At 71.9% G+C, this 25,052-nt stretch carries 16 protein-coding genes; 7 read left to right on the top strand and 9 right to left on the bottom strand.

Features of this window, described 5'->3' with window-relative positions; all coding sequences use genetic code 11:
* The first annotated feature begins 6 nt into the window (after positions 1-6).
* Positions 7-480 (top strand): type II 3-dehydroquinate dehydratase, encoded by a 474-nt coding sequence (gene aroQ, locus BOQ63_RS15075; RefSeq protein WP_072656263.1) that lies wholly within the window; start codon positions 7-9, stop codon positions 478-480.
* Here the strand turns inward: aroQ and BOQ63_RS15070 are convergent.
* Together BOQ63_RS15070 and BOQ63_RS15065 are read right to left on the bottom strand one after the other, a co-directional pair.
* Positions 477-1,103: a TetR/AcrR family transcriptional regulator gene (locus BOQ63_RS15070; RefSeq protein ID WP_030289321.1), complete on the bottom strand. Its 627-nt coding sequence runs from the start codon at positions 1,101-1,103 to the stop codon at positions 477-479. The two genes, aroQ and BOQ63_RS15070, sit on opposite strands and share 4 nt — an antisense overlap.
* A 77-nt stretch (positions 1,104-1,180) precedes the next feature.
* The gene (locus tag BOQ63_RS15065; RefSeq protein ID WP_167395739.1) at positions 1,181-5,227 is read right to left on the bottom strand and encodes a type I polyketide synthase; all 4,047 of its coding nucleotides are present in this window, start codon (positions 5,225-5,227) and stop codon (positions 1,181-1,183) included.
* Between the two features lie 269 nt (positions 5,228-5,496).
* Here BOQ63_RS15065 and BOQ63_RS15060 point away from each other — a divergent pair, with 269 nt between their 5' ends.
* The gene (locus BOQ63_RS15060) at positions 5,497-6,534 is read left to right on the top strand and encodes a helix-turn-helix transcriptional regulator (RefSeq protein ID WP_030289319.1); all 1,038 of its coding nucleotides are present in this window, start codon (positions 5,497-5,499) and stop codon (positions 6,532-6,534) included.
* A gap of 61 nt (positions 6,535-6,595) precedes the next feature.
* On the opposite strand, the gene BOQ63_RS15055 is transcribed toward BOQ63_RS15060, so the two are convergent.
* From BOQ63_RS15055 to aroA, 7 genes are all read right to left on the bottom strand, one after another.
* On the bottom strand, positions 6,596-8,068 hold the full coding sequence (locus BOQ63_RS15055; protein ID WP_167395738.1) for a cation:proton antiporter: 1,473 nt from the start codon (positions 8,066-8,068) through the stop codon (positions 6,596-6,598).
* Positions 8,069-8,181: 113 nt separating this feature from the next.
* Complete coding sequence (locus BOQ63_RS15050; protein ID WP_072654435.1) at positions 8,182-9,681, bottom strand: tryptophan 7-halogenase; 1,500 nt, start codon at positions 9,679-9,681, stop codon at positions 8,182-8,184.
* A 102-nt stretch (positions 9,682-9,783) separates the two neighbouring features.
* Positions 9,784-12,351, bottom strand: a complete 2,568-nt coding sequence (locus BOQ63_RS15045) for a non-ribosomal peptide synthetase (protein WP_072654434.1) — start codon at positions 12,349-12,351, stop codon at positions 9,784-9,786.
* A 70-nt stretch (positions 12,352-12,421) separates the two neighbouring features.
* On the bottom strand, positions 12,422-13,897 hold the full coding sequence (locus BOQ63_RS15040; RefSeq protein WP_072654433.1) for an FAD/NAD(P)-binding protein: 1,476 nt from the start codon (positions 13,895-13,897) through the stop codon (positions 12,422-12,424).
* Positions 13,898-13,949: 52 nt separating this feature from the next.
* The gene (gene hppD, locus BOQ63_RS15035; protein WP_454132190.1) at positions 13,950-15,179 is read right to left on the bottom strand and encodes a 4-hydroxyphenylpyruvate dioxygenase; all 1,230 of its coding nucleotides are present in this window, start codon (positions 15,177-15,179) and stop codon (positions 13,950-13,952) included.
* A gap of 12 nt (positions 15,180-15,191) precedes the next feature.
* Positions 15,192-16,385, bottom strand: a complete 1,194-nt coding sequence (gene aroC / locus BOQ63_RS15030) for a chorismate synthase (protein ID WP_030289307.1) — start codon at positions 16,383-16,385, stop codon at positions 15,192-15,194.
* Complete coding sequence (gene aroA, locus BOQ63_RS15025) at positions 16,382-17,689, bottom strand: 3-phosphoshikimate 1-carboxyvinyltransferase (RefSeq protein ID WP_223885941.1); 1,308 nt, start codon at positions 17,687-17,689, stop codon at positions 16,382-16,384. The genes aroC and aroA overlap by 4 nt, the downstream gene beginning before the upstream one ends.
* Before the next feature lie 441 nt (positions 17,690-18,130).
* Here aroA and BOQ63_RS15020 point away from each other — a divergent pair, with 441 nt between their 5' ends.
* The 5 genes from BOQ63_RS15020 to BOQ63_RS15000 are packed head-to-tail and all read left to right on the top strand — an operon-like array spanning position 18,131 to position 25,039.
* Positions 18,131-19,156, top strand: a complete 1,026-nt coding sequence (locus tag BOQ63_RS15020; protein ID WP_318277881.1) for a 3-deoxy-7-phosphoheptulonate synthase — start codon at positions 18,131-18,133, stop codon at positions 19,154-19,156.
* A 53-nt stretch (positions 19,157-19,209) separates the two neighbouring features.
* Complete coding sequence (locus tag BOQ63_RS15015) at positions 19,210-20,574, top strand: aldehyde dehydrogenase family protein (RefSeq protein WP_072654432.1); 1,365 nt, start codon at positions 19,210-19,212, stop codon at positions 20,572-20,574.
* Positions 20,564-21,997, top strand: a complete 1,434-nt coding sequence (locus tag BOQ63_RS15010; RefSeq protein WP_072654431.1) for an MFS transporter — start codon at positions 20,564-20,566, stop codon at positions 21,995-21,997. Before BOQ63_RS15015 ends, BOQ63_RS15010 begins: the two co-directional genes overlap by 11 nt.
* On the top strand, positions 21,987-23,312 hold the full coding sequence (locus tag BOQ63_RS15005) for a phenylacetate--CoA ligase family protein (protein ID WP_030289293.1): 1,326 nt from the start codon (positions 21,987-21,989) through the stop codon (positions 23,310-23,312). Before BOQ63_RS15010 ends, BOQ63_RS15005 begins: the two co-directional genes overlap by 11 nt.
* Positions 23,309-25,039, top strand: coding sequence for a prenyltransferase/squalene oxidase repeat-containing protein (locus BOQ63_RS15000; RefSeq protein WP_072654430.1), 1,731 nt, complete (start codon positions 23,309-23,311; stop codon positions 25,037-25,039). Before BOQ63_RS15005 ends, BOQ63_RS15000 begins: the two co-directional genes overlap by 4 nt.
* Positions 25,040-25,052 lie beyond the last annotated feature (13 nt).

The following is a 25,052-nucleotide window of genomic DNA, read 5'->3' as shown; positions in this document are numbered from 1 at the left end:
CGGGTGATGGTGCTCAACGGCCCCAACCTCGGCCGGCTGGGCAGCCGGGAGCCGGACGTCTACGGCGCCACCTCGTACACCGGACTGGTCGAGCGCTGCACCGCGCTGGGCAAGGAGTTCGGCTTCGAGGTCGAGGTGCACGAGACCAACTCCGAGCAGCAGATGGTGGAGTGGCTGCACGAGGCGGCCGACGGGAAGGTGCCCGTGGTGATCAACCCGGGCGCGTTCACCCACTACTCGTACGCGATGCGGGACGCCGCGGCCCAGCGCACGGCGCCGCTGATCGAGGTGCACATCTCCAACCCGTACGCACGGGAGACCTTCCGGCACACCTCGGTCATCGCCGCGGTGGCCTCCGGGACCATCGCGGGCTTCGGGATCGGGTCCTACGAGCTGGCCCTGCGCGCCCTGGCCGGCCAACTGGCAGTGCGTCAGGGACCGCAGGGGTCAACTCGTCGTCTCGATCTCCGCTCCGGCTAGGGACTGGTCGTTGCGGCCATGCCGTCGAGGAGCAGTTGCAGGATCTGCTGGAGTTCCTCGCCCAGCGCTTCGGGCCGGTCCGACGGCTGGTGGGCCCAGCGGTAGAGGGCCCCGAGGTAGACGTCGCGCAGGACGTTGCCGACGCGGTCCGGTGACAGGGCGGTGCTCAGCTCCCCCCGGTCCACCCCGCTCTCGACGATGCCGGCGAACACGTCCGCGACGTACGGCTCTTCGAGGATGGGGCGGCCCGCCTTCACCCAGGCGGTGAGCATCGCGATGGTGAGGTGCTGCTCTTCCTGGTTGAGGCGGGCCAGGGCTGCCATGCCCTGCTGGAGGCGGGTGATCGAGCCGGGGTTGAACCTGCTGTTCGAGTCGAGATGCGTCATGAGCGTGGCGCGCCTTTGCTCTCCCCACGCGCTGATGATGTCTTCCTTGCGCTGGAAATAGTTGAAGAACGTTCCGCGGGCCACGTCGGCCCGCTCCGCGATCTCGTCGATGGAGGTGTGGTCGTAGCCCTTCTCCACGATCAGCTCGACCGCCGCCGTGTAGAGGCGTTCCTTGACGCGTTGCTTGTTGCGTTCCCGGCGGCCGACCGGCGGCGTCCTTGTCTCCGGCGAGTCCATTGCCTCTCCCTTTCGTGACGGCCCCGTCGGAATCCCGGGTGGGGGTGGTGGCTACCGAGTGACGGCGTCGGGACCGGTCAGAATTTTTTTATACCATGGTCTAAGTTTTGCCGTCGCTTCGGAACGCCGCAGTTCCCGGCCGCGTCGGACGCCCCCGGGGCGTCGCGCTCCGAGAGGCTCCTGCCGAGACTGGCGAGGCTCTCCGGACCCAGGAGCCGCCCGGCGGTGACCTCCACGCCGCTGCGGTGGAGGAGTTGCCTCAGCCGCGCGGCCATGAGCGAGTCGAGTCCCAGATCGTGCAGTGACCGACGCTTGTCGATCTCCGCCACCGGCATGCCGAGCAGCGCCGCGGAGTGTTCGAGGAGCACCTGTGCGGCGACCGTCTCCCGAGGGCGAGCCGGACGCGGGGTCTCCTCCGGGCCGGGCGGCGGGGCGACGGTGCCCGCGAGGACCGATCCGTGCTCGGGGGCGGCACGCAGGACGTTCGTGAGGAACCCGACGACGGGCTCCGCGGCCTTCCTGGCCAGGCCGGTGAGCGGTGCCGCGCACTGCTCGGTGAGCCGGGCCATCAGCGCCGGTACGTGTCGGAGCGGTGTGTGCGACGGGACCGCCCGGGCGATCCGTCGCATGCGGATTCCGGAGAAACGCGCGAGGACCTGGCCGTTCGGCGCGATCAGCAGGACGTCGGCCTCGGCGGACTGCCCGTCGCTCCCGGGGCGCATGGTGCTGAGGCTCCAGAACTCCGGCACCGGCTCCGCGTGGATCCGGACCGAGCCGAAGGCCACGGGTGCGTAGATGGAGCCGGCCACGTCCGACGTGGCTCCCGGCCGGGCCGCCAGGAGTGACGGCAGGGCGGCCTCCCAGCCCGCCTTCGGCAGCGGGTTGGGCAGCCGTATGCGGGCCACCGCCTCTCCGTCGCGTCGCCACAGGTGCTGCACGGCTCTGAACGGCTCCGCGATCTCCAACCCGTGGCGCTGCGCGAGCCGTTGGAAGTCCTGCTCCCCGCAGTACTCGCGGCATCGGGCGAGAGCGCCGTCGAGGATGCCCGACACCGGGCCGGCCCCTTCCGGGTCCACCCTGACGAGCTGCCCCGAAGCGCACAGGATGGGGGCCGGGGCGCCCCGCAACGAGGCCCGGACCGTCACGGTGCGCGCCCGCCCCGGTGTCTCCGGTCCGTCGAGGGCCACCTGGAGGACGGTGTCCGCAGCGGTCTCGACGGGTACGGGCGTCTCGCCCAGTGTCACGTCCCGCAGTTCGAACGCCGCGTCCCGGTCGGTCTCCTTCGCCGCTTCGAGCATCGCCGCGAGGTACACGACGGGCGGCACCGGCGCGATTCCGTGCACGGCCACCGCGTCACCCCAGTCGGCGGTGCCACCCCAGGTCGCGAGGTCGAGCGAGCGCACGCGCGCACCGGTGGAGCGGTGTGCGGACCCGCGGCCGGCCGGCTCCCGCCGGAACTGCACCGCGTCCCAGGCGTAGCCGGGGAGCGACGGCAGATGGCGCGGGCCGCTGCCGTACCACCGCGTCCAGTCCACGCGGCCGCCGCACGCGAAGATCCGTCCCGCCGCACTGGCCAGTTCGGAGCGCTCGTCCTGGCCGCGGTGCAGGGAGGCCACCGTGGCGGCCCGGTCGCGATCGGTATTCAGCGTGTCCGCCATCGCGGACACGAGCACCGGGTGCGGGCTGATCTCCAGGAAGACGCTCTCGGTCTCGCGGGCCGCCTCCAGGACCGTGCCGGCGAACAGTACCGGGCGGCGCAGGTTGTCCATCCAGTACGGGGCCGTCATTTCGGGGCCCTCGACCTCGGAGCCGTGCACGGTGGAGATCATGTCCACGCTGCGCGGCACCGGGGCGAGGTCGGCCAGTTCCCGCAGCAGGTCGTCGCAGAGGGCGTCCATCTGCGGTGAGTGCGAGGCCACGTTCACCTTCACCGGGCGGCACAGGACGCCGCGTTCCTCCAGTTCGGTCCGGAGGACGCCCAGGGTGGTGGGCGAGCCCGCGAGCACGGTGGCGGTGGGCGCGTTCTCGGCCGCGACGCACACCGCGGCTCCATGGGGGCGGAGGTGCTGCCGCGCCTCCTCGGCCGACAACTCGACGACGAGCATGGCGCCTTGCCCAGCCGTGCGTCGCATCAGTCGGCTGCGCCAGCAGATCACCGCGGCCGCGTCGTCCAGGGACAGGACGCCGGAGACGTGGGCCGCCGCGATTTCGCCCATGCTGTGGCCGATGCACAGATCCGGTTCCACGCCGCGCTCGCGCCAGGCGGCGCTGAGCGCCACCTGCACGGCCCACAGGACGGGTTGGACGATGCTCACATCCGTGGGGAACTCGGTCTCCACGGACTCCAGCCGCTCCAGGACCGACCAGCCGAGCTCCTTGCGGACCGCACGGTCGCAGGCGTCCAGCGCCGTGCGGAAGGCGGGCGAGGCACGGTACAGGGTCCGGCTCATGCCGGCCCACTGCGAGCCCTGCCCCGAGAAGACGAACACCGTGCGCCGCTCGCCGGACAGCTCCGCCTCACCGGTGCCGCCGTAGGGGATCGTGTCGCCCGCGGCGAGGGCGCGCAGCCGCCGTGACAGGGTGTCGTGGTCGGCGCCCACGACCCACAGCCGGTGGGGATGGGCGTCGCGACCGGTGGCGGCGGCGGAGCAGATGTCGTTCAGCCGGTGCCGGCGTCCCGGCCCCGACGGGCCCAGGTAGGACGCGTACTTCTCGGCCAGGCGGCGCAGGGCGTGCGGGGTCCGCGCGCTGAGCACCAGTAGTCGGGGTTCGGCGTCGGCGTCGGCGTCGGTGACCCCGGTGTCCGACACGGGGTCGGGTACGTGAGCGCCGATGACGGCGTGGGCGTTCGTACCGGTCAGGCCGAACGAGCTGATTCCGAGCAGGGCGCCGGTACCGGCGGCCTGGAGCGGCTGGTTGCAGGTCACCACGCGCACCGGGAAGCCGTCCTGGGTCAGCAGGGAGTTCGGTGTGTCGAGGTGCAGGGACGCCGGGATCACCCCGTGTCGGATGATCAGCACTGCCTTGATCAGTCCGGCGAGACCGGCGGCGGCCTCGGCATGGCCGAGGTTGGTCTTGACCGATCCCGTCAGCAACGGCCGGTCGGCCGGCCGGCCCGGACCGGCGGACTCGGCGAGCGCCTGCAGTTCGACGCCGTCCCCGACGGACGTTCCGGTGCCGTGCGCCTCGACGTAGTCGAGCTCCGCGGGGGTGATGCCCGCACTGCGACAGGCCTCGCGGACCATGTCGGCCTGGCCTGCCACCGAGGGGCGCAGGAGCAGCCCGCTCGTCGTTCCGTCATTGGTGACCGCGCTGCCGCGCAGTACGGCGAGCACGGGGTCGCCGTCCCGGAGCGCGTCGTCCAGCCGCTTGAGCACCACTGCGGCCACGCCTTCGCTGCGCACGAACCCGTCGGCGTCGGCGTCGCCGAACCGGCAGCGGCCTTCCGGGGAGAGCATGCCCCCTTGGGAGTAGGCGATGGAGTCGTGCGGGGACAGGATGACGTTGACGCCGGCGGCGATGCACAGGTCGCTCTCACCGGTGAGCAGGCTCTGCCGGGCCGCGTGCACGGCGACCAGCGACGAGGAACACGCGGTGTCCAGGACGACGCTCGGGCCGCGCAGGTCGAGGGCGTAGGAGACGCGGCCAGCCGTGGCGGCGCGCAGACGGCCGCCCACGATGCTGCGGACGTCGGGTTCGTGGACTCGGGGCTCGGTGTCCGCGTGCTCCGACGTCGCCTGTCCGACGAAGACGCCGCCCCGGCTGCCGGCGAGCCGGGAGGGCCGTATCCCGGCCGACTCGAGGGCTTCCCACACGACGTGCAGCAGCAGCCGCTGCTGCGGGTCCATGGTCCGCGCCTCCGCGGGCGAGATGCCGAAGAACCCCGCGTCGAAGCCGAAGGGGTCGGTCAGGAAGCCGCCGTGCCGGGACACGGTCCGACCGGGGGTCATGGGAACCGGGTCGTAGGAGTCGTCGATGTCGAAGCGCTCCTGCGGAACCGGGGTCACGGCGTCGACGTTGCCCACCAGGACGTCCCAGAGCTCGTCGACCCCTTCGATCCCCGGAAACCTGCACCCCATGCCGACGATCGCGACGGGTGACGAGTACGACACTTCAGGACGCACGAAGACTCCAAGCTGCAGTGCCGGCGTGGGGCACACATTCGTCAGGTCGGGATCTAAAAATACACTGCAGGCCAAATTTATGCCGGGATCTGCACATGGACTTGGCAAAACCATGACTTGGCTGGCATGTATATGACCGATTTCTCCGACTGAGTCACGGTTCACCCCTCGGCTACAGGCTCCAAACTTGTACTTGCGCCTATGAATGAGTTGGTGATTATCCTTGGGCTGTAGTCATCCAATTGGCGTGGTAAGTGCTAGGGGGAGCCATGGACGTCTCGCAGATCGTCCCGTCGATGGGAGACGAGGAGGTGCTCGCATATCGGTTCCTCGTCAGCACTGGAGGCGTGACTCTGGAGAGACTGGCGCGGAACCTGGGATGGGGCACGGTCCGGGCCGCGCGCGTGCTGGCCCGGCTGAGAAGACTCCGGCTGGCGAGGTCCGACGCGGAGGGACACGGCGACTGGGAGGCGGTGCACCCGGAGACGGCCAAGCTCCGGTACACCAAGCCGCTCTCGGGAGCCATCGATGCGTGGCAGGCCCAACTGGACGGGATCCGCCGGGAGCTCGACACCCTCACCGCCCTCTGCGTGGGCGACGCGGACACCGAGTGGTCCAGTCCCGTGGTCACGGTGACGGGTGCGTCCGACATCCGTGCCGCGCTTGAGGACTCAGCGGCCCAGTGCGCGGACGAGGTGTTCGCCGTGCAGCCGCTGGGGCGGGGAGCGCCGGCACTCGCCCGGCACGTGCTCCTCCACGACCCCCGCCCGCTGCCGCCCACGGTCAGGATGCGCGCCCTGCTCCCGCACCTGTCGCGCTACGACACCGAGGCGCGGGAGTGCGTCGAGCGGATCACGGCGTCCGGCGGCGAGGCCCGTACCACCGCCTCGTCCCTGCCCGCGATGGTGGTCTTCGACCGCGCGGTGGCGTTCCTGTTGGACGGCGGCGAGGACAAGGCGCACATCGTGAAGCACGGTGCCCTGGTGGAGTTCATCACCCACCTGACGGACAGCGCCTGGACGGCGGGGGAGGGCTTCCAGGGGGCCGGCGGCAACAACCCGATCCCGGAGCACCTCACCCAGGAGACCAAGGCCGCGATCATTCAACTCCTCGCCGCCGGTTACAAGGACGAGGTGGTGGCCAAGCGCCTGGGCATCGCCCTGCGGACGTGCCGCAAGTACGTCGCGGAGATCTTCGGCGACCTGGGGGCGCAGAGCAGGTTCCAGGCAGGCTGGATGGTGCGGGACCACATGCTCGCGGCCGGTGTGGACGGTGCCGGGGCGGCCCGGAGCGTGAGCGCCGCCTGAGGTGACGGCCGGTGCAGGGGCGGGGCGCCGCATCCGGAGGTTCCGGGCGTGGCGCCCCGCCTCACCGTTCGGCCAGGGAGGCGCCGTGGCTCGCCAGGGCCCGCACCGGATCGGAGCCGGCGTCCTCCGCGCCCCGTGCCGCATCCTCCTGCCGCGCCAGCGGACCGCGGTCAAGGAGACGCAGCAGGAGGCTCGTCGTCGCCGTGGTGCCCAGCGCGACCAGGGTCAGGACGCCCAGCATCCGCGCGCCGATGATCCCCGCCTGGTACCCGGTCTGGATGACCACGAGTTCGGTGAGCCCACGGGTGTTCAGCAGGACACCTACGGTGCAGGCCGCCCGTGGCGACATGCCGGTGAGCCAGGCGCACAGTGCGGAGCCGACGGTCTTCGAGACCGTGGCGAGCAGGAACAGGCCCAGCAGGGCCATCACGGTCGAGCCGCCCCAGTCCAGCGCGGTCAGGTCCGTGTGGAGGCCGAACTCGAAGAAGAAGAACGGCAGCAGCACCGACTTCGCCCACTCCGTCAGACGCGTCGCCACCTCCCGCGCGCCCCGGTCGCGCACCGGCCAGGCGAGCCCGACGAGCAGCGCACCGATGAGCTGGTGGACCCCGAGGGCCGCGGTCAGGGCGGACGTCGCGGCGATCGCGGCGACGAGGACGGCCCAGCGCGCAGGGCCGTCCTGCTCCTCCCCGCCCAGGCCCGGCCGCCGGGCCAGCAGCCGGCGGACCGGGCCCAGGAACGCGGCGACGAGAGTCGCGACACCCGCCGCGTTCAGCAGGAAGGCGCCGACGTCGCCACCGCGCGCCCCGGCGAGCAGTGCGGCCAGCAGCAGCCAACTCCCACCGTCGCCGACGGCCGCCACGAAGAGGCTGAGCCGGCCCGGTTCGGTCCGGATGATGCCCAGGTCCGAGAGGATCCGCGCGAGCACGGGGAAGGCCGTGATGCTCAGCGCACAGCCGAGGAACAGCACGAACACCACGGGAGAGCCGTTCTGGCCGGCGTACGAGTGCCACAGGAGCGGCGCCACCGCCACGCCGCAGGCGCAGGGGACCAGCAGGGACGCCTGGCTGACCAGCAGCGAGCGGGTGACGGCGCCCCGCAGCCGGATGCCGGCGAGTTCCTGCCCGACACCGAACATGAAGAGAACCAGGCCGAGTTGAGCCAGGCCGTCGAGCAGCGGCTGCGAGGATTCCGTGAAGAGGTGGCGGACGGCGTCCGGGGAGATCCGGCCGAGCAGCGACGGCCCCAGCGCGAGGCCCGCGCACATCTCACCGATCACGGCCGGTTGCCCGAGGCGCCGCGCCAGCAGGCCCCCGGCGCGGCAGACCGCCAGCACGACGGCGGTCGCCAGCAGGAAGTGGCCGGTCGTGTCCAGACGGGCTGCGGCGCCGCCCCCGGCGGCACGGCCGGCGGAGGCCGAGGAGCCGAGCCGAACGGTCACGAGTCCGATCACGGCCAGCGGCAGGACGACGGTCAGCACGGCCGCCGTCGTCCTGCGCCATGCCGAGGTGGTTCCTGGGACCTCGACGGTCACGGCGGGAACTCCCTTCGTACGGGTGTGGCCCGGATGCGGGCGGGAGGAGAGTGGGCCGGGGCCGACCCCTTCCGGATCCGGTGGCCGCCGGATCCGGAACCGGGACCACGGCCCTACTGCGCGTCGGCGGCCGTCCACCGGGTCCCGTCGGCGGTGGGCATCAGACCGCCGGGGAACATGGGGCCCGCGTCACCGAACGCCTCGCCGAACTGCGCCCGCGCCTGGGTCCGGGCGCCCTCACGCATCACCTCGGAGACGATCGACGACTGGAACAGCGGGGTCGCGTCATCAGCCGTCGCGGCGGCACCGACCGCGGCCACGGACTGCGCGAGCTCTCCCGAGGTGGCAGCCAGCTTCGCGCGCAGCGACTCGGCGCCGAGGACGGCACTCTCGCCGGAGGCGACACCTCCGACCAGCCCGACGAACGACTCCAGTTCGGAGTCGGCGCACCGGGTCACCTTCTTGGCCTGCCAGTAGTAGGAGGTGTCATCGGCGTTCATGTCGTAGAAGGACATGAGGAACTCGTAGAAGAGGCCGTACTCGTGCCGGTAGCGGGCCTCGTACTCCTGGAAGCTGCGCTCCTCGTCGACCAGCCCGTCCAGGGCGGTGTTGATGGACCGGGCGGCCAGCGTGGCACTGTAGGTGGCGAGGTGGACGCCCGAGGAGAAGACCGGGTCGACGAAGCACGCGGCGTCACCGACCAGGACCATGCCGGGGCGCCAGAAGCGGGTGTTGAGGTACGAGTAGTCCTTGCGGACGCGCACCTGGCCGTAGGGCCCCTCGGTCACCCCGGCCGAGTTCTTCAGCAGGTCGCGGATCGGTTCGCAGCGGTCGATCAGCCGGGCCAGCGCCTGGCGGGGGTCGCCCTGGACCTCCGACGCGGACTCCCGGTTGATGACGGCCCCGACGCTGGTGAGGTCGTCCGTGAGCGGGATGTACCAGAACCACCCCTCGTCGAACGCGGCGCAGAAGATGTTGCCGCGGTTCGGCTCGGGCAGCCGGTCGCCACCCGTGAAGTAGCCGAAGAGGGCGATGTTCTGGAAGAAGTCCGAGTAGACGCGCTCGCCGCCGACGCCTTGGTGGAGACGGCTCTTGTTACCGGACGCGTCGACCACGAAGGCCGAGCGCACGGACCGCCGGGTGCCGTCGGGGCCGGTGTAAACCAGGCCCTGGACCCGCCCTCCGTCCTCGATCACCTCCACGGCGGCACACTGCTCGCGCACCTCGACCCCCTTGCGGCGGGCGTTGTCGAGGAGGATCTGGTCGAACTTCATGCGCTCGACCTGGTACGCGTGGGACGTCGGCCCGGCGATCCGCGGCGAGATGGCGAAGGAGAAGGACCACGGCTCCGGGTTGGCGCCCCAGCGGAACGTGCCGCCCCGCTTGCGCATGAAGCCGGCCTTCTCGATCTCGTCGGTCACGCCGAGGAGCGCGCCGATGCCGTGGATCGTGGACGGCAGCAGGGACTCACCGATCTGGTACCGGGGGAAGGTCTCCTTCTCCAGGAGGAGGACACGGTGGCCCTGCTGGGCCACCAGGGTCGCGACCGTGGACCCGCCGGGTCCGCCGCCCACGACCACGACGTCGAAGGTCTCCTGGTCCGTTGAAGTCATCAGCTTGCTCCAGATCTGGTTCGGGTGGGATGCGGGTGAGAGGGGTGGTGTGGGGTGAACGGGGGGCGTCCGCCGAGCCGTCGGCTCCGCTCGCCGGGCGGCTCAGCCGACGGCGGACAACGCCCCGAGGTGCCCGCGGACGGTGTCCGAGATCCCGCGCGCGGGCACCGGCCGCAGCATGTCCTTGTGCAGGCAGTCGACACCGTGGTGCTCGATGCCCTCCGACAGGTACGGCAGCCAGGACCTGAACCGCGCGTCCTCGCCGTCGGCGGGCCAGCTGCGCGTGGCGGTGAAGAACACGGCCCTTCCGTCGAAGCGTCCGGGGATGTGTTCCCGCAGGATCCGCTGGTTGTTGCCGAAGACGCGCAGGATGGCGTCGCCGTCGCAGCCGCTCAGGAAGCCGCTGCCGTCCTGTGCGCCGGCCAGCAGGTCGGCGACGGCCGTGGCCGAGAGCTGTTCGTCCGTCAGGTGCGCGGTTTCCACGCCCAGGTCGGTCAGCAGGCCGCGCACGATCTGCTGCTCGTGCCCAGCGTGCGAACCGCGGTCCTGCGGCGGGTATCCGTCCAGCATCGCCAGCAGTTCGACCCGCTCGCCGAGCGCCTGGAGCTGGACCGCCATCTCCTGGGCGACGACGGCGCCGAACGACCAGCCGAGCAGGCGGTAGGGGCCGGTGGGCCGGGCCGTGCGCAACAGGCGTACGTAGTCGCCGGCCATCTGCCGCACGCTGGAGGGCAGCGTGGCCGGCCCGGTGGTGCCGCGTGCCTGGAAGCCGTAGATCGGCTGGTCCGCGCCCAGGCGCCGGGACAGGGCGAAGTAGCACCAGCTCAGGCCGAACCCGGGGTGCACGCAGAACAACGGCGGCTGCCCTCCACCCGGTTGGATGGGCAGCAGGGTCCCCGTGCTGCCACGCTCGTCCCTGATCCCGGCGTCCACCAGCGCGGCCAGGCCGGCGACGGTGGCGTCGGTGAACATCCGGGACAGCTCCAGTTCGAGGCCGAACACCGCGCGGACGCGGGTCAGCAGCTGGATCGCGAGCAGCGAGGTGCCGCCCAGGTCGAAGAAGTCGTCCTGCGAACCGGCCCGCTCCACGCCCAGGACCTGGGCGAACAGCTCGCCGACCAGCCGAGCGGTCGACGAGGCGGGCTCGGCCCCGGCCCCGGCCCCGCGCGGGGCCTCGGGGGCCGGCAGCTGCCGACGGTCGACCTTGCCGTTGGGCGTCAGCGGCAGCCGGTCGAGGGGGACGACGACCGCCGGCACCATGAAGTCGGGCAGTGTCGCGGCCACGTGCGTCAGGAGTGCGTCCGGCGCCACCGGGGCGTCGCCGGCGGGGACGACGTAGGCGATCAGCTGCTTGTCGCCGGACCGGTCCCGGGCCACCACCACGCTGTCCCGGACCTGGGGGTGGCTGGTCAGGGCGGCCTCCACCTCGGGGAGTTCGACCCGGAAGCCGCGCACCTTCACCTGCTCGTCGGCGCGCCCGGCGAAGACGAGCCGGCCGTCGGGCTCCCGGCGCGCGAGGTCCCCCGTGCGGTACATCCGGGAGCCCGGCGGGCCGAACGGATTCGGTACGAACACGGCGTCCGTCTCCTCGGGCCGGCCGACGTACCCGCGCGCCAGGCCCGCCCCGGCGATGCACAGTTCACCCGTCGCGCCGTCGGGCACCGGGCACAGCTCGGCGTCGAGGACGTACACGCCGGTGCCGTCGAGCGGGCGCCCGAGCGGGATCACGTCCCCGACCTCGTCGACGGAGCGCATCTCGTGCTGAAGGGCGCACAGGGTGGTCTCCGTGGGCCCGTACAGCACCCGCACCGTGATGCCGGGGCAGGCCCGGAACACCCGGCGGACCGCGTCCGCGGAGACCACGTCCCCGCCGGTCAGCACTTCCTGGACCCCGGCGAGGCAGCCCGGGTCCTCCTCCGCGACGACCCGGAACAGGCCGGCGGTCAGATGGACGGCACGTGCCCCGGACTCGCGGATCAGCCGCGGCAGCCGTCCGCCGTCCACCGAGCCGCCCGCCGGCAGCACGATCTCCCCACCGGCCAGCAGCGGTACCCACAGCTCGTAGTCGGAGATGTCGAAGGCGTAGGGCGCGTGAAACAGCACGCTGCGGTGGGCGTCGCCGCGCCAGCAGGAGTCGAAGGCCAGGTCCAGCAGGTTCCGGTGGGTGACCGCGATGCCCTTCGGCTCTCCGGTCGTACCGGAGGTGTACATCAGGTACGCCAGCTGGTCCGGGCGGATGCGGACCTCGGGCGCTCCCGCCGGTGCCGACCGCCAGGCGTCCGCGTCCACGTCGATCACGTGCGAGCCGTCGGTGGGAAGGACGTCCCGGTAGCGGGAGTCGACCAGCAGGTGCCGGGCACCGCTTCGGGAGAGCACGCGGCGCATGCGGTCGGCCGGGTAGCCGGGGTGCAACGGCACGTACGCGCAGCCCGCTTTGAGGATGGCGAGGAGGGAGACCACGAGGAGCGGCGTGTGTGCCAGGAGGACGGCCACCGGTGTCTCGGGTCCGGCGCCCGCGGCGAGCAGCGTCCGGGCCAGGCGGTCCGAGAGGTCGTCGATCTCCCGGTAGGTGAGCCGGACGTCCGGGGAGCGGACCGCGACGGCGTCGGGCGTGTGCGCGACCGGGGCGCGGAACGCCTGGGGGACGGAGGTCACGTGGGGGGCGGGCATGGCGATCCGATTCCGTTCTCGTCAGGGGCGGCGACGGCCGAAGGAGGGCAGGGGGGCGGCCGCGAAGGGGTCAGCGGCCGGCGGCGAACGCCGGTTCCCGGGAGGCGGGTTCCGCGGGCGAGGCCAGTTGGGCGGCCACGTCGCGGGCCTGGCGGGCGGCGACGTAGAGGAGCGTGGCGAAGAACAGGACGCGTACGTGCGTGCCGGCGCCCACGATCCAGACGTTCTCGGGCTGCGCGTCCGCGGAGGCCCGGACACGCAGGTCCGGTCCGAGGTGGTCGACACGGACGGCGTGCCGCGGCGCCCCGTCCAGGTGGATGTCGCCGTTCAGGGGGTCGCGCCACAGGGTGGGCGGTTCGTATCCGCAGGCGCTCACCACGTGGTCGAACGTGCGGGTACGCCCGTCGGGCCATTCCACCGCCCACTCGGCGCCCTGGCGGCTCACCCGCGCCGGATGGGTCGGCGCGAGTTCCAGGGCCCCGCCGTCGATGTGGCCGAGCATCTTCCTGGCGTTGGGCAGGATCAGTGCGGTGGCATAGCGCCGACCGGTTTCCCGGAAGGCGGCGAGCACCTCGGATCGCGTCGCCGCCGGCAGGGTCGGCAGCCAGTCCGCCAGTTCGGCGCTGACCCCGACGGCGATGTCCTGCCAGGCGCAGGCGCCGCTCTCGGCGAGCGCGATCTCCGCCCGCAGCCGGCGCACCGGGTCGCTCTCCGCGGTGAACTGCTCCGCCAGCGGCCGCGCATCGCCCTGCCGCACGGACCGCACGAAGATCCGCGTGAGTTCGGGTACCGGATTCGTGCCTGACACGGGCAACTCCCGTATCCGGGCCGGTGCGGTGACCGCGGCGGGCAGAAGCGGGGTCCGGGTCCGCACCGAGGGCAGGGCCCCGGACGGCGAGGTCATGGTGACGCGGTCGCCCTGTCCGCACAGCAGCAGCGCGGCGTCGACGGCGGACTGGCGCGAGCCGATGAGCAGCACCCGGGAAGCCGTCGGCACGCGTCGCAGCAGGCGTTCGGCCGGGAACGGGCCGACGGTGAACGCCGGATGCCCCTCGTGCTCGCGCATCAGGTCCGGCAGCCGGGGCCGTTCGAGCCCGGAACAGATCACGACGTCCGAGCCGCGCACCTCGCTGCCGTCGCTCAGCCGGACCCGGTAGCCCTCGCCGTCCCGGCCGATGGAGAGCGCCCGGGCCCGGGACCGCTCGACCCGGGTGCCGCGTGCGCGGGCCAGGGCGGCGTGCTCCTCGAAGCGCTGCGCGCAGTACTCGCCGAGGTACCGGCGCGGAACGACGTCCTGCGGGGTGTAGGAGAGGCCGTGGCCGCGCAGGTAGTCCACGAAGTCGTACGGCTCGTCCACGAACAGCGAGTTGACCTCGCAGGAACTGTTGGTCAACAGGTCCGGGTGGGTCTCACCGAAGGCCACGCCCCGGCCCACCTCCCGGGGGTCGATGAGCCGGATGGACCGGTGGTGAGCGTGGCGGACGGCGTTGGCGAAGACGCTCACGCCCGTCGCACCCGCTCCGATGATCAGTAGATCGCCGCGCACGCCGATGCCTCCCGGGATCGATGACGAGTTGCGAAGTCCGTGACCGGCGCGGTCATCGCGGCGACACTGCTGCGGAGAGCACGCGCTCGGACTCGACGGCCGTGTATAGGGCCTTGATGTTGTTGCTTCCGAAGGTCTCGGCGCCGCACCGCTCCAGCACCTCGAAGAAGAAGGTCCGGCGCGGGTGGACGGACCGGGTGAAGACCTGGAAGAGCCGGCCGTTGTGGTCCTCGTCCACCAGGATCCGGGCCTTGCGCAGTTGCGGCAGGCTGTACTCGGTGACCGTGACGCGCTCGGGCAGCGCGTCGTAGTAGGTGTCGGGCACGTTCAGCGTCTCGACGCCCTGTGCGGCGAGGCGGTCGAGCGTGCCGACGATGTCGCGCGTACGCAGCGCCAGGTGCTGGATTCCCGGGCCCCGGTGTTCCCGGAGGAATTCGTCGATCTGCCCCGGACCGGCCTCGCGGTCCGGCTCGATGATGGTGAGGACGACGTCTCCTGCGGCGTTCCCCACGACTTCGGAGTTCATCGCCTGAACGCCGACCGATATGTGCTCCCGGAAGACGGAGGAGAAACCGAAGGCACGTTGCCAGAATTCGACCGTGCCGGCGAGGTCGCCCGCTTCGACGCAGACGGCGAAATGGTCCAGAGCTTCGAAATCCGCCAGGCCCGTGCGGGCGTCGCGCGTGACGGGGGAGAAGCCGGGGGGAAGGGGAACACCGTGCGGGAGCAGGGTGTGGGCGACATCGCCGAACACGGCGAACGCCGCCTGCGGCTCCGGAGCGCCCGAGGGCTCGCGAACGGGCCGGGCGCCCGCTCGCACCGCCCTGGCGAAGGCGTCCGAGACGTCGTCCACGTGGAACGCGATGTCCGCGACGCCGTCCCCGTGACGCTCCACGTACGAGGCGGCTGCTGCGCCCTGGCTGACGATCAGGGTGACGCCGCCCTGCCGTAGGGCCAGGGAGTGGCGTTCGCTGTCGGGGCCCGGGGCACCTGTCGTCGCGAACACCTCGAATCCATATCGGCGCCGGAGTTCCTCGGCACGCGCGGATGCATCGCCGACGTAGAACTCGACATAGGCAAGCGTGAGTTCCGAGTGGTTTTGAGGCATGACCTCAGCTTGTCGAATCCGCGGAATTCCGGCCACCGTCGGGCAGGTGCAGCAAGTTGTCGGGCACTTTGCTGCATGTTCGTGCGGCGTCGTGCGCCCGCGTCTTCGTGGGCGGCGGGCAGGACGGCTGGGGCCGGCCCGTCCGGGGACGTCGCGGCGGCCCGCCGCCGCCACGACGTCGCTCCCTCAAGTGGCCCGGCCGACCGAGAGGTTGGCGAGGTAGGACCGCACGTTGCGGCGGGTCTCGGCCACGCTGTCGCCGCCGAACTTCTCCGCGACCGCGTCGGCCAGCACCAGTGCGACCATGGCCTCGGCGACGATCCCGGCGGCCGACACCGCGGAGACGTCCGAGCGCTGGTGGTGCGCCTGGGCCTCCTCGCCCGTGGTCACGTCGACCGTTCGCAGGGCACGCGGCACGGTCGCGATCGGCTTCATCGCCGCCCGCACACGCAGCAGCTCACCCGTGGACAGACCGCCCTCGGTGCCGCCGGAGCGGCCGGAGGCCCGCCGGATGCCCTCGTCGGTCCTCACGATCTCGTCGTGCGCCCGCGAGCCCGGCACCCGGGCCAGCTCGAAGCCGTCACCGATCTCGACGCCCTTGATCGCCTGGATGCCCATGAGGGCACCGGCGAGGCGGGCATCGAGCCTGCGGTCCCAGTGCACGTGCGAACCCAGGCCCACCGGTACGCCGTAGGCCAGGACCTCCACCACACCGCCGAGGGTGTCGCCGTCCTTGTGGGCCTGGTCGATCTCGGCGACCATCGCCTTCGAGGCGTCCGCGTCCAGGCAGCGCACCGGGTCGGCGTCCAGTTTCTCGACGTCGGCCGGTGTCGGGTAGACACCCCGTGGAGCCGCGGCGGAGGCCAGCTCGACCACGTGCGAGACGATTTCGATGCCCGCCGTCTCCTTCAAGTACGACCGGGCGACCGCGCCGAGTGCCACCCGGGCCGCGGTCTCACGGGCGGAGGCGCGCTCCAGGACCGGCCGGGCGTCGTGGAAGCCGTACTTCTGCATGCCCGCCAGGTCGGCGTGGCCGGGACGGGGCCGGGTCAGCGGCGCGTTGCGGGCGAGCCCGGCGAGGATCCCGGGGTCGACCGGGTCGGCCGCCATGATCTGCTCCCACTTGGGCCACTCGGTGTTGCCCACCATGATCGCGACCGGGGAACCGAGGGTCAGGCCGTGCCGGACGCCGCCCAGGAAGGTGACCTCGTCCCGTTCGAACTTCATGCGCGCACCGCGGCCGTACCCGAGCCGCCGCCGCGCGAGGTGGTCCGCCACCGACTCCGTGGTGATCGGCACGCCGGCAGGCAGGCCCTCCAGCGTCGCGACCAGTGCGGGACCGTGGGACTCCCCAGCGGTCAGCCAACGCAGCCTGCTCATCGGTGCTCCTCAGTGGACTCGGTTGCGGGAAGGGGAAGTTCGTGCGACGGGAAGAGCCGCCGCAGCTCGGTGTGGAACCCGGGGAACGTCTTGGTGACGCAGCGCGGGTCGTCGAGGGTGACGACGCCCGGGGCCGCGAGGTCGAGCACGGAGAAGGCCATCGCGATGCGGTGGTCGCGGAAGCAGGTGATCCGGGCCGGGCGCAGCGGTCCGGGATGGATGGTGATCTCGTCGGGGCCCTCCCGGGTGGCCACGCCGCAGGACCGGAGGTTGGCGGCGACGGCGGCGATCCGGTCGGACTCCTTGAGCCGGGCGTGGCCGATGCCGCGGATGGTGATGGGCGCGTCCGCGAGCGGGGCGACGGCGGCGAGGGTCATGAAGGTGTCCGAGATGTCACCCATGTCGACGTCGAAGCCCCCGCGCAGCGGGCCGCATCCGGTCACGGTCGTGGCGTCCGGTCCCACCCGCACCTGAGCACCCGCCCGCGCCAGGACGTCGACGAAGCGCAGGTCGCCCTGGGTGCTGCCGGCGCCGAGCCCCGGCACGGTGACGGTCCGTCCGGTGACGGTTGCCGCGGCGAAGAAGTACGAGGCCGTGGAGGCATCCGGTTCGACGGTCACGTCGGTGGCGGTGTAGCCACCGGGTTCGACGGTGAACCCACCGTCGCCGTCCTCCGTGACGCGGGCGCCGAAGCGCCGCATCAGGGCCAGCGTCATGTCGACGTAGGGACGGCTGACCAACCGCCGGATGCGCACCCGCAGTCCGCGCCGCATGAGCGGTGCGGCCATCAGCAGACCGCTGAGGTACTGGCTGCTCATGCGCGAGTCGACGGTGATCTCGCCGCCGTCCAGACCGTCGGCCCGTACCAGCAGGGGCAGTCCGCCGCCCGGGCCCGGCTCCACCCGCGTGCCGAGTCCCAGGAGCGCGTCGGACAGCGGCGCCTGCGGGCGTGCCCGCAGCTGTTCCGAGCCGTCGAAGAGGAAGGAGCCGTGGCCGGTGGCGGCGAAGGGGGGCAGGAAGCGGGCGGCCGTACCGGCGTCCGCGCACCAGACCCGGGCCCGGCCGGTCGGCCCCCGGCCCGTTCCGGTCACGTCCCAGTACTCCTCCAGCGGGCCGCCGTCCATCCGGACGCCGAGTTCCGCCAGTGCCGTGCGGAACGCGAGTGTGTCGTCGCTGACGAGCGGTGCGCGGAGCCGGCTGACCCCGTTCGCCGCGGCGGCCAGCAGCAGCACTCGATTGGTCAGGCTTTTCGAACCGGGTATCCGGGCGGTCGATCCGATGCCGGAATCGGTATCAGTGGTCAATTCTGCTCCTGGGGGGCGTGGGCCCGTGGTGAACGGAAGAATTACCGGGGGAATGCGGTGCGTAGGGAAAGCGTCGGCACGCAGCATGGAACGGCGTGGAATTCGGCGACGGCTACGTCGCGATGTTAGCGGTTGCGGCGCGGCCCGATGGTGCAGCAAGGTGCACCGCACCTTGCTGCATGCGACACAGGTGGCGCGCCTGCCCGGACGTGGGCCAGGGTGGACGACGTGACTGCCGGACGGGTGGGCGCCGCTGTCGTCATCCGCCCGATTTCATTCGTTGACGACGCACAACCGCTGCGCTGGGTAGAACGAATTGGGGGAACGATGCGAACTCTTGACACGCTGTCCGGGGAGTCCACGGATTCCGCGGAATCCATGGACTCCGCGATCGGTGAATTCACCCCGGACGGCGTCGGTGGAGCACACCGTACGCACTGGGTGAGCACGCCCGAGGAACTCCTGCGCGAACTGCCGCTGACCGCGTCCGCGGCCCGGTCGGTACACGCCGGTCGCCTGGTGGCCCGTCAGGTGCTCGACGGCGACGACGACCGGCTGCTCGTCGTCGTGGGCCCGTGCTCGATCCACGACGTGAACGCCGGTCTGGCGTACGCGAAGTACCTGGGGGACCTGGGCCGCGACCTCATGGACGACCTGGCAGTCGTCATGCGCGTGTACATCGAGAAGCCCCGCACCACGGTCGGCTGGACCGGAATGCTCACCGATCCGGCGCTGGACGGCAGCCTGGACCTCGACCGGGGGCTGCGCGCCACCAGGGCGCTCATGCTGGAGATCGCCGAGATGGGGACCGCCATCGCGACGGAATGGCTGAGCCCCGCTGCTCCGGCCTACCTGGCGGACCTGGTCTCCTGGGGAGCCATCGGCGCACGCACGGTGGAGAGCCAGGTCCACCGCCAGCTGGCGAGCGGTCTGCCCATGCCGGTGGGCATGAAGAACGGAAGCACGGGCTCGGTGGGCGTCGCCGTCGACGCCGTCCGGTCCGCGGCCGCCCCGCACGCCTACCTCGGCCTCGGGCCGGACGGCCGGCCGGTCAAGCTGCACACCAGCGGCAACCCCGACTGCCACGTGGTGTTGCGGGGTGCCTCGGGCCGGCCCAACTACGACGCGGAGAACGTCCGCGAGACGGCACGCCTGCTCGCCGAGGCCGGGCTGCCGACCGGGCTGGTCATCGACGCTAGCCACGGCAACAGCGGCAAGGACCACGTGCAACAGGCCGTGGTCGCCCGCCAGATCGGGGAACAGATCGCCGAGGGCGGCACGGACATCCGCGGCGTCATGCTGGAGAGCTTCCTGATCCCCGGACGCCAGGAGCTCGGGGAGGGCGAGCCGGTGTTCGGCCAGAGCGTTACCGACGCCTGCATGGGCTGGGACGCCACCGCCGAGGTGCTCCGGGACCTCGCCGCCGCGGTCCGCCGTCGCCGCGCCGCGACCGCTGCCACGCGCTGACGCGCGCACCACCGTACGCACCGCCACTCGCCGAAGGGAACAGGAGAGCGAGCATGCTGGACATCGCCGCATTGGGGCCGGCCGGACAGTACCGGACGCGCAGGCGCACGTCCGTGACGGACGCCTCCGGCGTCCCCGTCCTGGAACTGGCCTCGGTCCCGGGACTGGTCGTCTCCCACTGGATCGACACGCTGCGCGGCAGCGAGCCGCTGTCCGTCGCGGAGATGCCCGACGTGCTCAGGAAGGCGGCCGACGTCTTCGAGGCCGAGGAGATCCTGGGCGACGACCTGGCCGCTCACCAGGGGCGGGTGGCGGCGCTGACGGGCACGCCCGTCAGCGTCGTACGCGAATGCGACCGACTGATCACCGAGACCCTTCGGGACGTGCTGCGGGCGCCCTCGCTGGCCCGGCCCACGGGCTGCGCGGCGTTGGGTGCCCCCGTGCCGGAGACGCCGGCGGCGGGCGCCGCGTGGTGCCGCACCGGGGACGTCTTCGCCGTGCACGCGGCAGGGAACAGCCCGGGCGTCCACTCGATGTGGTTGGAGGCGCTGGCCCTCGGTTACCGGGTCGTGGTACGCCCCTCCAACCGGGATCCGCTCACCCCCTTCCGGCTCGTCACCGCCCTGTGGCAGGCGGGGGTGCCCACCACCCAGCTGGTCCTGGTCCCCTGCGACCACGCCACGGCGGACCTGATCATCGAGCGGGCGGACCGCGCCCTGGTGTACGGAGGCCAGGACGTCGTCGACAAGTACCGCAACCGGAGTGACGTCCTCATCCAGGGCCCGGGCCGTTCGAAGCTGGTCGTGGCCGCCGACGCGGACCGGCGCGCCGGGCTCGCCCTCGCGGTCGAGGGCGCGGCGTATCACGCGGGAACGGCGTGCACCGCGACCACGGGCGTGCTGGTCGAGCACGACCCGGCGGGCTTTGCCCGGGAACTGGCCGATGCACTGCGGGAGTTGGTGCTGGTCGGGCCGCAGGACGACGCGGCGTGTCTACCGTGTATGCCGGAGGCCGACGCGGAGCGGCTGGCGGCGGCGGTCCTGGAACGGGCCGGCAACGCCACGGTGCACCTGGCGCCGAGGGTCGAACGGCTGGGCGGCGAGGGCGCCTTGGCGACCATCACGCCCGCGGTCGTGGAACTGGCCTCCGCCAAGAACCCGTTGCTGTCGTACGAGGTTCCCTTCCCCTGCGTGTGGGTGGCCCCCTTCGAGCGCGATGCGCCGGATGTCCTCGACGGCTCCCTGGTGCTGGCGCTGCACACCGGAGACGCGGCGCTGGTCGCCCGGGCCGTGGAGTTCACGGCGGTCTCCAACGTGTACTGGGGCAGGCCGACTTCCTGGGTCCATCAGGACGTGCCGCACGACGGGTTCCTCGGGGAGTTCCTGATGCGCGCCAAGGGGCTGGCCCATGGCGACTAGCGAACGGACGGCCCCGGCGGAGACCGCCGGACTCTCCGGGGAATCGTGGCTGGCGTTGTCCGCCCTGCTCGCCGGAGCGTTCCTCGGAACGCTGGACACGACGGTCGTCAACATCGCGCTCAACACCATCCGCGACCACTTCGGCGTGAGCGTCGAGCAGGTCCAGTTGGTGGGGTCGGGCTACATCCTGGCCTTCGCCGCCGCACTGGTCCTGGGCGGCAAACTCGGGGACAAGTTCGGGCGGCGCGCGGTCTTCCGCACCGGAGTGCTGCTGTTCCTGCTGTTCTCGATCGCCTGCGCGCTGGCGCCCACCCTCCCGGCGCTGATCGCGCTGCGGGTGCTGCAGGGGCTGTCGGCGGCGTTGATGGTTCCCCAGGTCCTGGCGATCATCAAGGCCTCGTTCCGGCGCAAGGCGGAGGTCGCGACCTCGCTGTACGGGGCGACCCTAGGAATGGCGACGATCAGCGGCATGATCGTCGGCGGGTTCCTGGTCGGGGCGACCGGCTGGCGGTCGGTCTTCGTCATCAACATCCCGATCTGCGCGTTCATCCTGGCCGCGAGCCGGCGCGGCCTCGTCCCCGAGTCACGTGGCAGGGTCGAGGGGTTCGACGTCCTGGGACCGGTGCTGCTGGCGTCGGCCATGGTGACGCTGCTGGTCCCGCTGTCCTTCCCCCGCCTCGGCTCCCCAGGTCTCCTGACCGCGCTGCTGGTCGGCCTGGTCGCGCTGCTGGTCGGCCTGTGGAGGTACGAACGGTCGCTGGAGCGGCGCAAGCGGGACACCGCGCTGATCCCGCCGGCGATGTTCGCGCGGGGCAGCGTCGGCGTGGGGCTCGCCATCCTCGGCGTCTACTTCGTCGGGACGGCCGGCTTCAACGTCGTGCTGGCCTTTCACCTCCAGAGCGGTTTCGGGCTGTCCCAGCTCGCCACGGGGCTCCTCACCGCACCGCTGGGCATCGGATTCGCTCTGGGGTCGGCCACGGCGCACAAAGCCGCACGGCGGCTCGGGCCCACGGTGATCGTGGTCGGCTGCGTCGGCATGGTGGCCACGCGCCTGCTGCTGATCGCCGCGCAGGACCTGCCGCGGACGGGCGCGCTCGCGCTCACCGCGTCGCTGGCCGGTGTCACGGGAGTCGCCCAGGGGGTCGTCGTGCCGCCGCTGATGAACGTGGTCCTGCTTTCGGTGGCCACCCGGTTCTCCGGAGTCGCCTCCGGCATGCTGCTGACCATCTGCAACTGCGCGATGGCCGCCGGCCAGGCGGTCTTCCTCGCCCTGTACTCGGGCCAGGGCGCGCACGGGGACGCATCGACGTCGTTCGTGTCGACCCTGTGGTCCATGACTGCTCTCGCCACGCTGACGACTCTGGCGTCGGCGTCGGCGCTGAGGCTCTTCCGCCGCGATCAAGGAGTGGGAAATGAAGATTAACTCCCGGAGCGATCTCGAATTCCTGGAGCGAATACAGCGGGAAGTGACCGCTCACCAGCGCGACGAGGAGTACGACGAGACCTACTACGCCTCGAAGCTGACCGACGTGTGGCAGCGAGCGGAGCAGACGTCCGCGTACGGGTCGCTCGGCGCATTCTCGATGCGGGCGTTCCATGACCTGCCCGTGACGTCCAAGGACCAGCTCAAGGCCCGGCCCCTGGACTACCTGCGGGTCCCGGCCGGCGGAGGGCTGAAGTACTACCAGACGACGGGTACGACGGGCACGCCCACTCCCACGCCCCGGACCTCCCAGGACATGATCGCCAACACCGTGTCGGTCGCCGAGGCCTGGCGCCCGCTGCTGGCGGACGGCGGTCACCGAGCGCTGATCCTGCTGCCCTCGGACATCGTGCCGGTGGCCGACCTGATGGTCGGCGTCTGCGAATTCCTCGGCATTCCGCACGTCAAGGCCTACCCGTACACGACCGGGATCTCCGACTGGGACCGGATCGCGGGCCTGTGGGAGGTCTTCCGGCCGACCGTGCTGTTCGTGGCACCTGGCGTCCTCCTCCAGTTCTCGCAGATCATGAAGAAGCGCGGCCTGCTGGAGCAGCTGCGCGAGCCGGTCGAACTGCTCATGCTGCTCGGCGAGGTGAGTACGCCCGAGCTGCGCGAGATGGCCGGGCACTGGTGGAACGCCCGCGCGTTCGACGCGAGTTACGGCAGCACGGAGAGCGGCACGCTGGCCGCCTGCTGTGCACAGGACCGGCTCCATCTGCTGCGCGGTGCCAACCACTTCGAGATTGCGGACGACTCGGGCGTCGGCCCGGCCGAGGCCGGGCGCACGGGCCGGCTCGTCGTTACGCCGCTCAACAACGACGCGCGCCCCCTGCTGCGCCTCGACATGGGTGACGAGGTGTCCCTGTCCGGCGACTGCCCCTGCGGCGCGGACGCTCCGGTGGTGACGGTGCACGGCCGGGGCAGCGACGGGACCGCGATCAAGGGCAGCCGGGTGCGCACCCGCGACCTCGAAGGCGTTGTCTACTCCAACCGCGACGTCATGGGCTATCTGATCGAGATCGACGAGGCCGGCGCGTGGGCCAGGCTGCTGCTGGAACGGGACCCGAGCGCCGACAGGAACGCCGAGTCCGGCAAGGCGGGCCTCATTCAGGAGCGCACGCACGAGCGCCTCGGCTTCCGGTGGGACGAGGTCCGGTTCGTCAACAGGCTGCCGGTGACCACGAAGAGCGGTGGTTCCCAGAAGAGCTGGAAGCGATCCAACTTCCGCGTCGTCGACGAGGTGGTGCCGGCATGACGTACGAAACACTGTTGAGGTCGTCCGGGGTCGTCTCCGGGGAGTCCGACCTGTGGTGCACCTATGCGGCCGTGCGCACCCTCAGGTGGCTCGACCGCGTCGGCGATCTGCCCTCCCCTGAAACCGTCGCCGGCTTCCTGGCCTCGCGGCAGAACTCCGACGGTGGCTACGCGTGGTCGGCCGGCATGAGTTCCGACGCCTGGGCCACCTACTACTGCACCCAGGCGATGGCCGACCTGCCGGACGGCAGCCGTGGCGAGGCTGGCCGGCCGAGTTCCGCGTGGGTGTGGAGCGCGGCGAACGAGGACGGCGGGTTCGCGATGACGCCCGGCCAGGCGTCCGACGTCTGGGCGACGTACTACGCCGTGCGCACCCTGGTGGAGATCTACGGCGAGCAGCCGCCCGAGGCCCTGCAGGACTGGCTGGCGGCGCTTCAGGCCGAGGACGGCGGACTGGCCTGGAGCCCCGGCCACGCGAAGGATGGCGCGTCCGACGTGCGCGCCTGCTACTACGCCATCACCGCCTGGCGCACGGCCACCGGCGGGCGGGGCCCGCTGCCCTGGGATCGCGAGCGGCTCACCGGCTGGCTCAGGGGACGGCAGAGCGCGGCCGGCGGGTTCACCTTCCAGGAGGGCGACGAGACGGACTGCCTGTGGGCGACGTTCCGGGCTACCAGTGCGCTGCGACGCCTGGACGAGACCCCGCGGGACGTGGAGGGCTGCGTTGCCTGGATCCGGGCCCGGCTGAGCCCGGACGGTTCCTTCACCCGGTGGCCGGGCTATCCCGTACCGGACGTGTGGGCGGCGTTCTGCGCGGTGGGCGCGCTGCGGGAGCTCGGCGCCGGTCTCGACGACATCGCCGACCGGGTGGTCGAGGCGGTGTTGTCCTTCCGGACCGGTCAGGGCGGGTTCACCTACCGCGAGCCCGAACTGGCCTCGGAGGTGCTCACCACCTCCGCGCACCTGCTGGCCGGCCGTCTCTCCGGCACCGGGGAACGCGACGCCGTGCGCTGGATGGAGAGCTGCATGATGCCGAATGAAAACGGCATCATGTACATGCCTGGCCGGGGCAGCGAGGTGCGCTGCACCCTGTGGGGCCTGTCCGCGGGAGCGTTCGCCAACGATGCCGCGGCCCGCCTCAGGATCGCGGACTGGCTCGCCACGGCGATCCGCAACCCCGACGGCGGATACGGGTACTGGGAGGGCCGCGCGTCGGACATGGTGTCGACCTGCGCGGCTGCGGAGATCCTGCACCGCACCGAGGGGGACGCCGCCGCGGCTTGTCTGCCCGGCATCGCCGGATACGTCGCCACCTGCGAGACCGTGCCTGGCCAGTACGCCAACGTGCCCGGCGGCCGCCCCGCCCTGCGGGCCACTCTCCAGGCGCTCAGGGCGCTCCACCGCACCGGCCGGACCGACGCCGCCGCGGTGGGCGACGCGCTCACCCGGCACCGGGTGCGCGGCGGCGGCTTCGCGAACGAGGGCAATCGGGTTCCCGACCTGCTGAGCACCTACGAATCCACCCTTGCGGCGGACGTGTTCGGTCTGGCCGTGGACCCCGAGCACCTGAGGAAGTTCCTGGACAGCGTCCGTACGGCCGACGGCGGCTTCGCCTGGACGCCCCTCATGGCCGCGAGCGGCGGTCCGCTCGCCGACTGCCTGGGACGGCGCCTGGAACTGCGGCTGTCGTCCGAGCAGCACGCCCTGCCGCCGCTGGCCCTGTCGTGAAAGGCGCGGACCG

The organism is Streptomyces viridifaciens, from assembly GCF_001888885.2.
GTDB classification, from domain to species: domain Bacteria; phylum Actinomycetota; class Actinomycetes; order Streptomycetales; family Streptomycetaceae; genus Kitasatospora; species Kitasatospora aureofaciens.
This window is presented reverse-complemented; position numbering and strand designations above follow the sequence as displayed.

Bases quoted from the DNA above. Each gene is read 5' to 3' on its own strand.
- BOQ63_RS15070 (WP_030289321.1), bottom strand. From the start codon at position 1,103: ATGGACTCGCCGGAGACAAGGACGCCGCCGGTCGGCCGCCGGGAACGC.
- aroC (WP_030289307.1), bottom strand. From the start codon at position 16,385: ATGAGCAGGCTGCGTTGGCTGACCGCTGGGGAGTCCCACGGTCCCGCA.
- BOQ63_RS15050 (WP_072654435.1), bottom strand. From the start codon at position 9,681: ATGACTTCAACGGACCAGGAGACCTTCGACGTCGTGGTCGTGGGCGGC.
- BOQ63_RS15015 (WP_072654432.1), top strand. From the start codon at position 19,210: ATGCTGGACATCGCCGCATTGGGGCCGGCCGGACAGTACCGGACGCGC.
- BOQ63_RS15005 (WP_030289293.1), top strand. From the start codon at position 21,987: ATGAAGATTAACTCCCGGAGCGATCTCGAATTCCTGGAGCGAATACAG.
- BOQ63_RS15010 (WP_072654431.1), top strand. From the start codon at position 20,564: ATGGCGACTAGCGAACGGACGGCCCCGGCGGAGACCGCCGGACTCTCC.
- BOQ63_RS15060 (WP_030289319.1), top strand. From the start codon at position 5,497: ATGGACGTCTCGCAGATCGTCCCGTCGATGGGAGACGAGGAGGTGCTC.
- BOQ63_RS15000 (WP_072654430.1), top strand. From the start codon at position 23,309: ATGACGTACGAAACACTGTTGAGGTCGTCCGGGGTCGTCTCCGGGGAG.
- aroQ (WP_072656263.1), top strand. From the start codon at position 7: ATGGTGCTCAACGGCCCCAACCTCGGCCGGCTGGGCAGCCGGGAGCCG.
- BOQ63_RS15045 (WP_072654434.1), bottom strand. From the start codon at position 12,351: ATGCCCGCCCCCCACGTGACCTCCGTCCCCCAGGCGTTCCGCGCCCCG.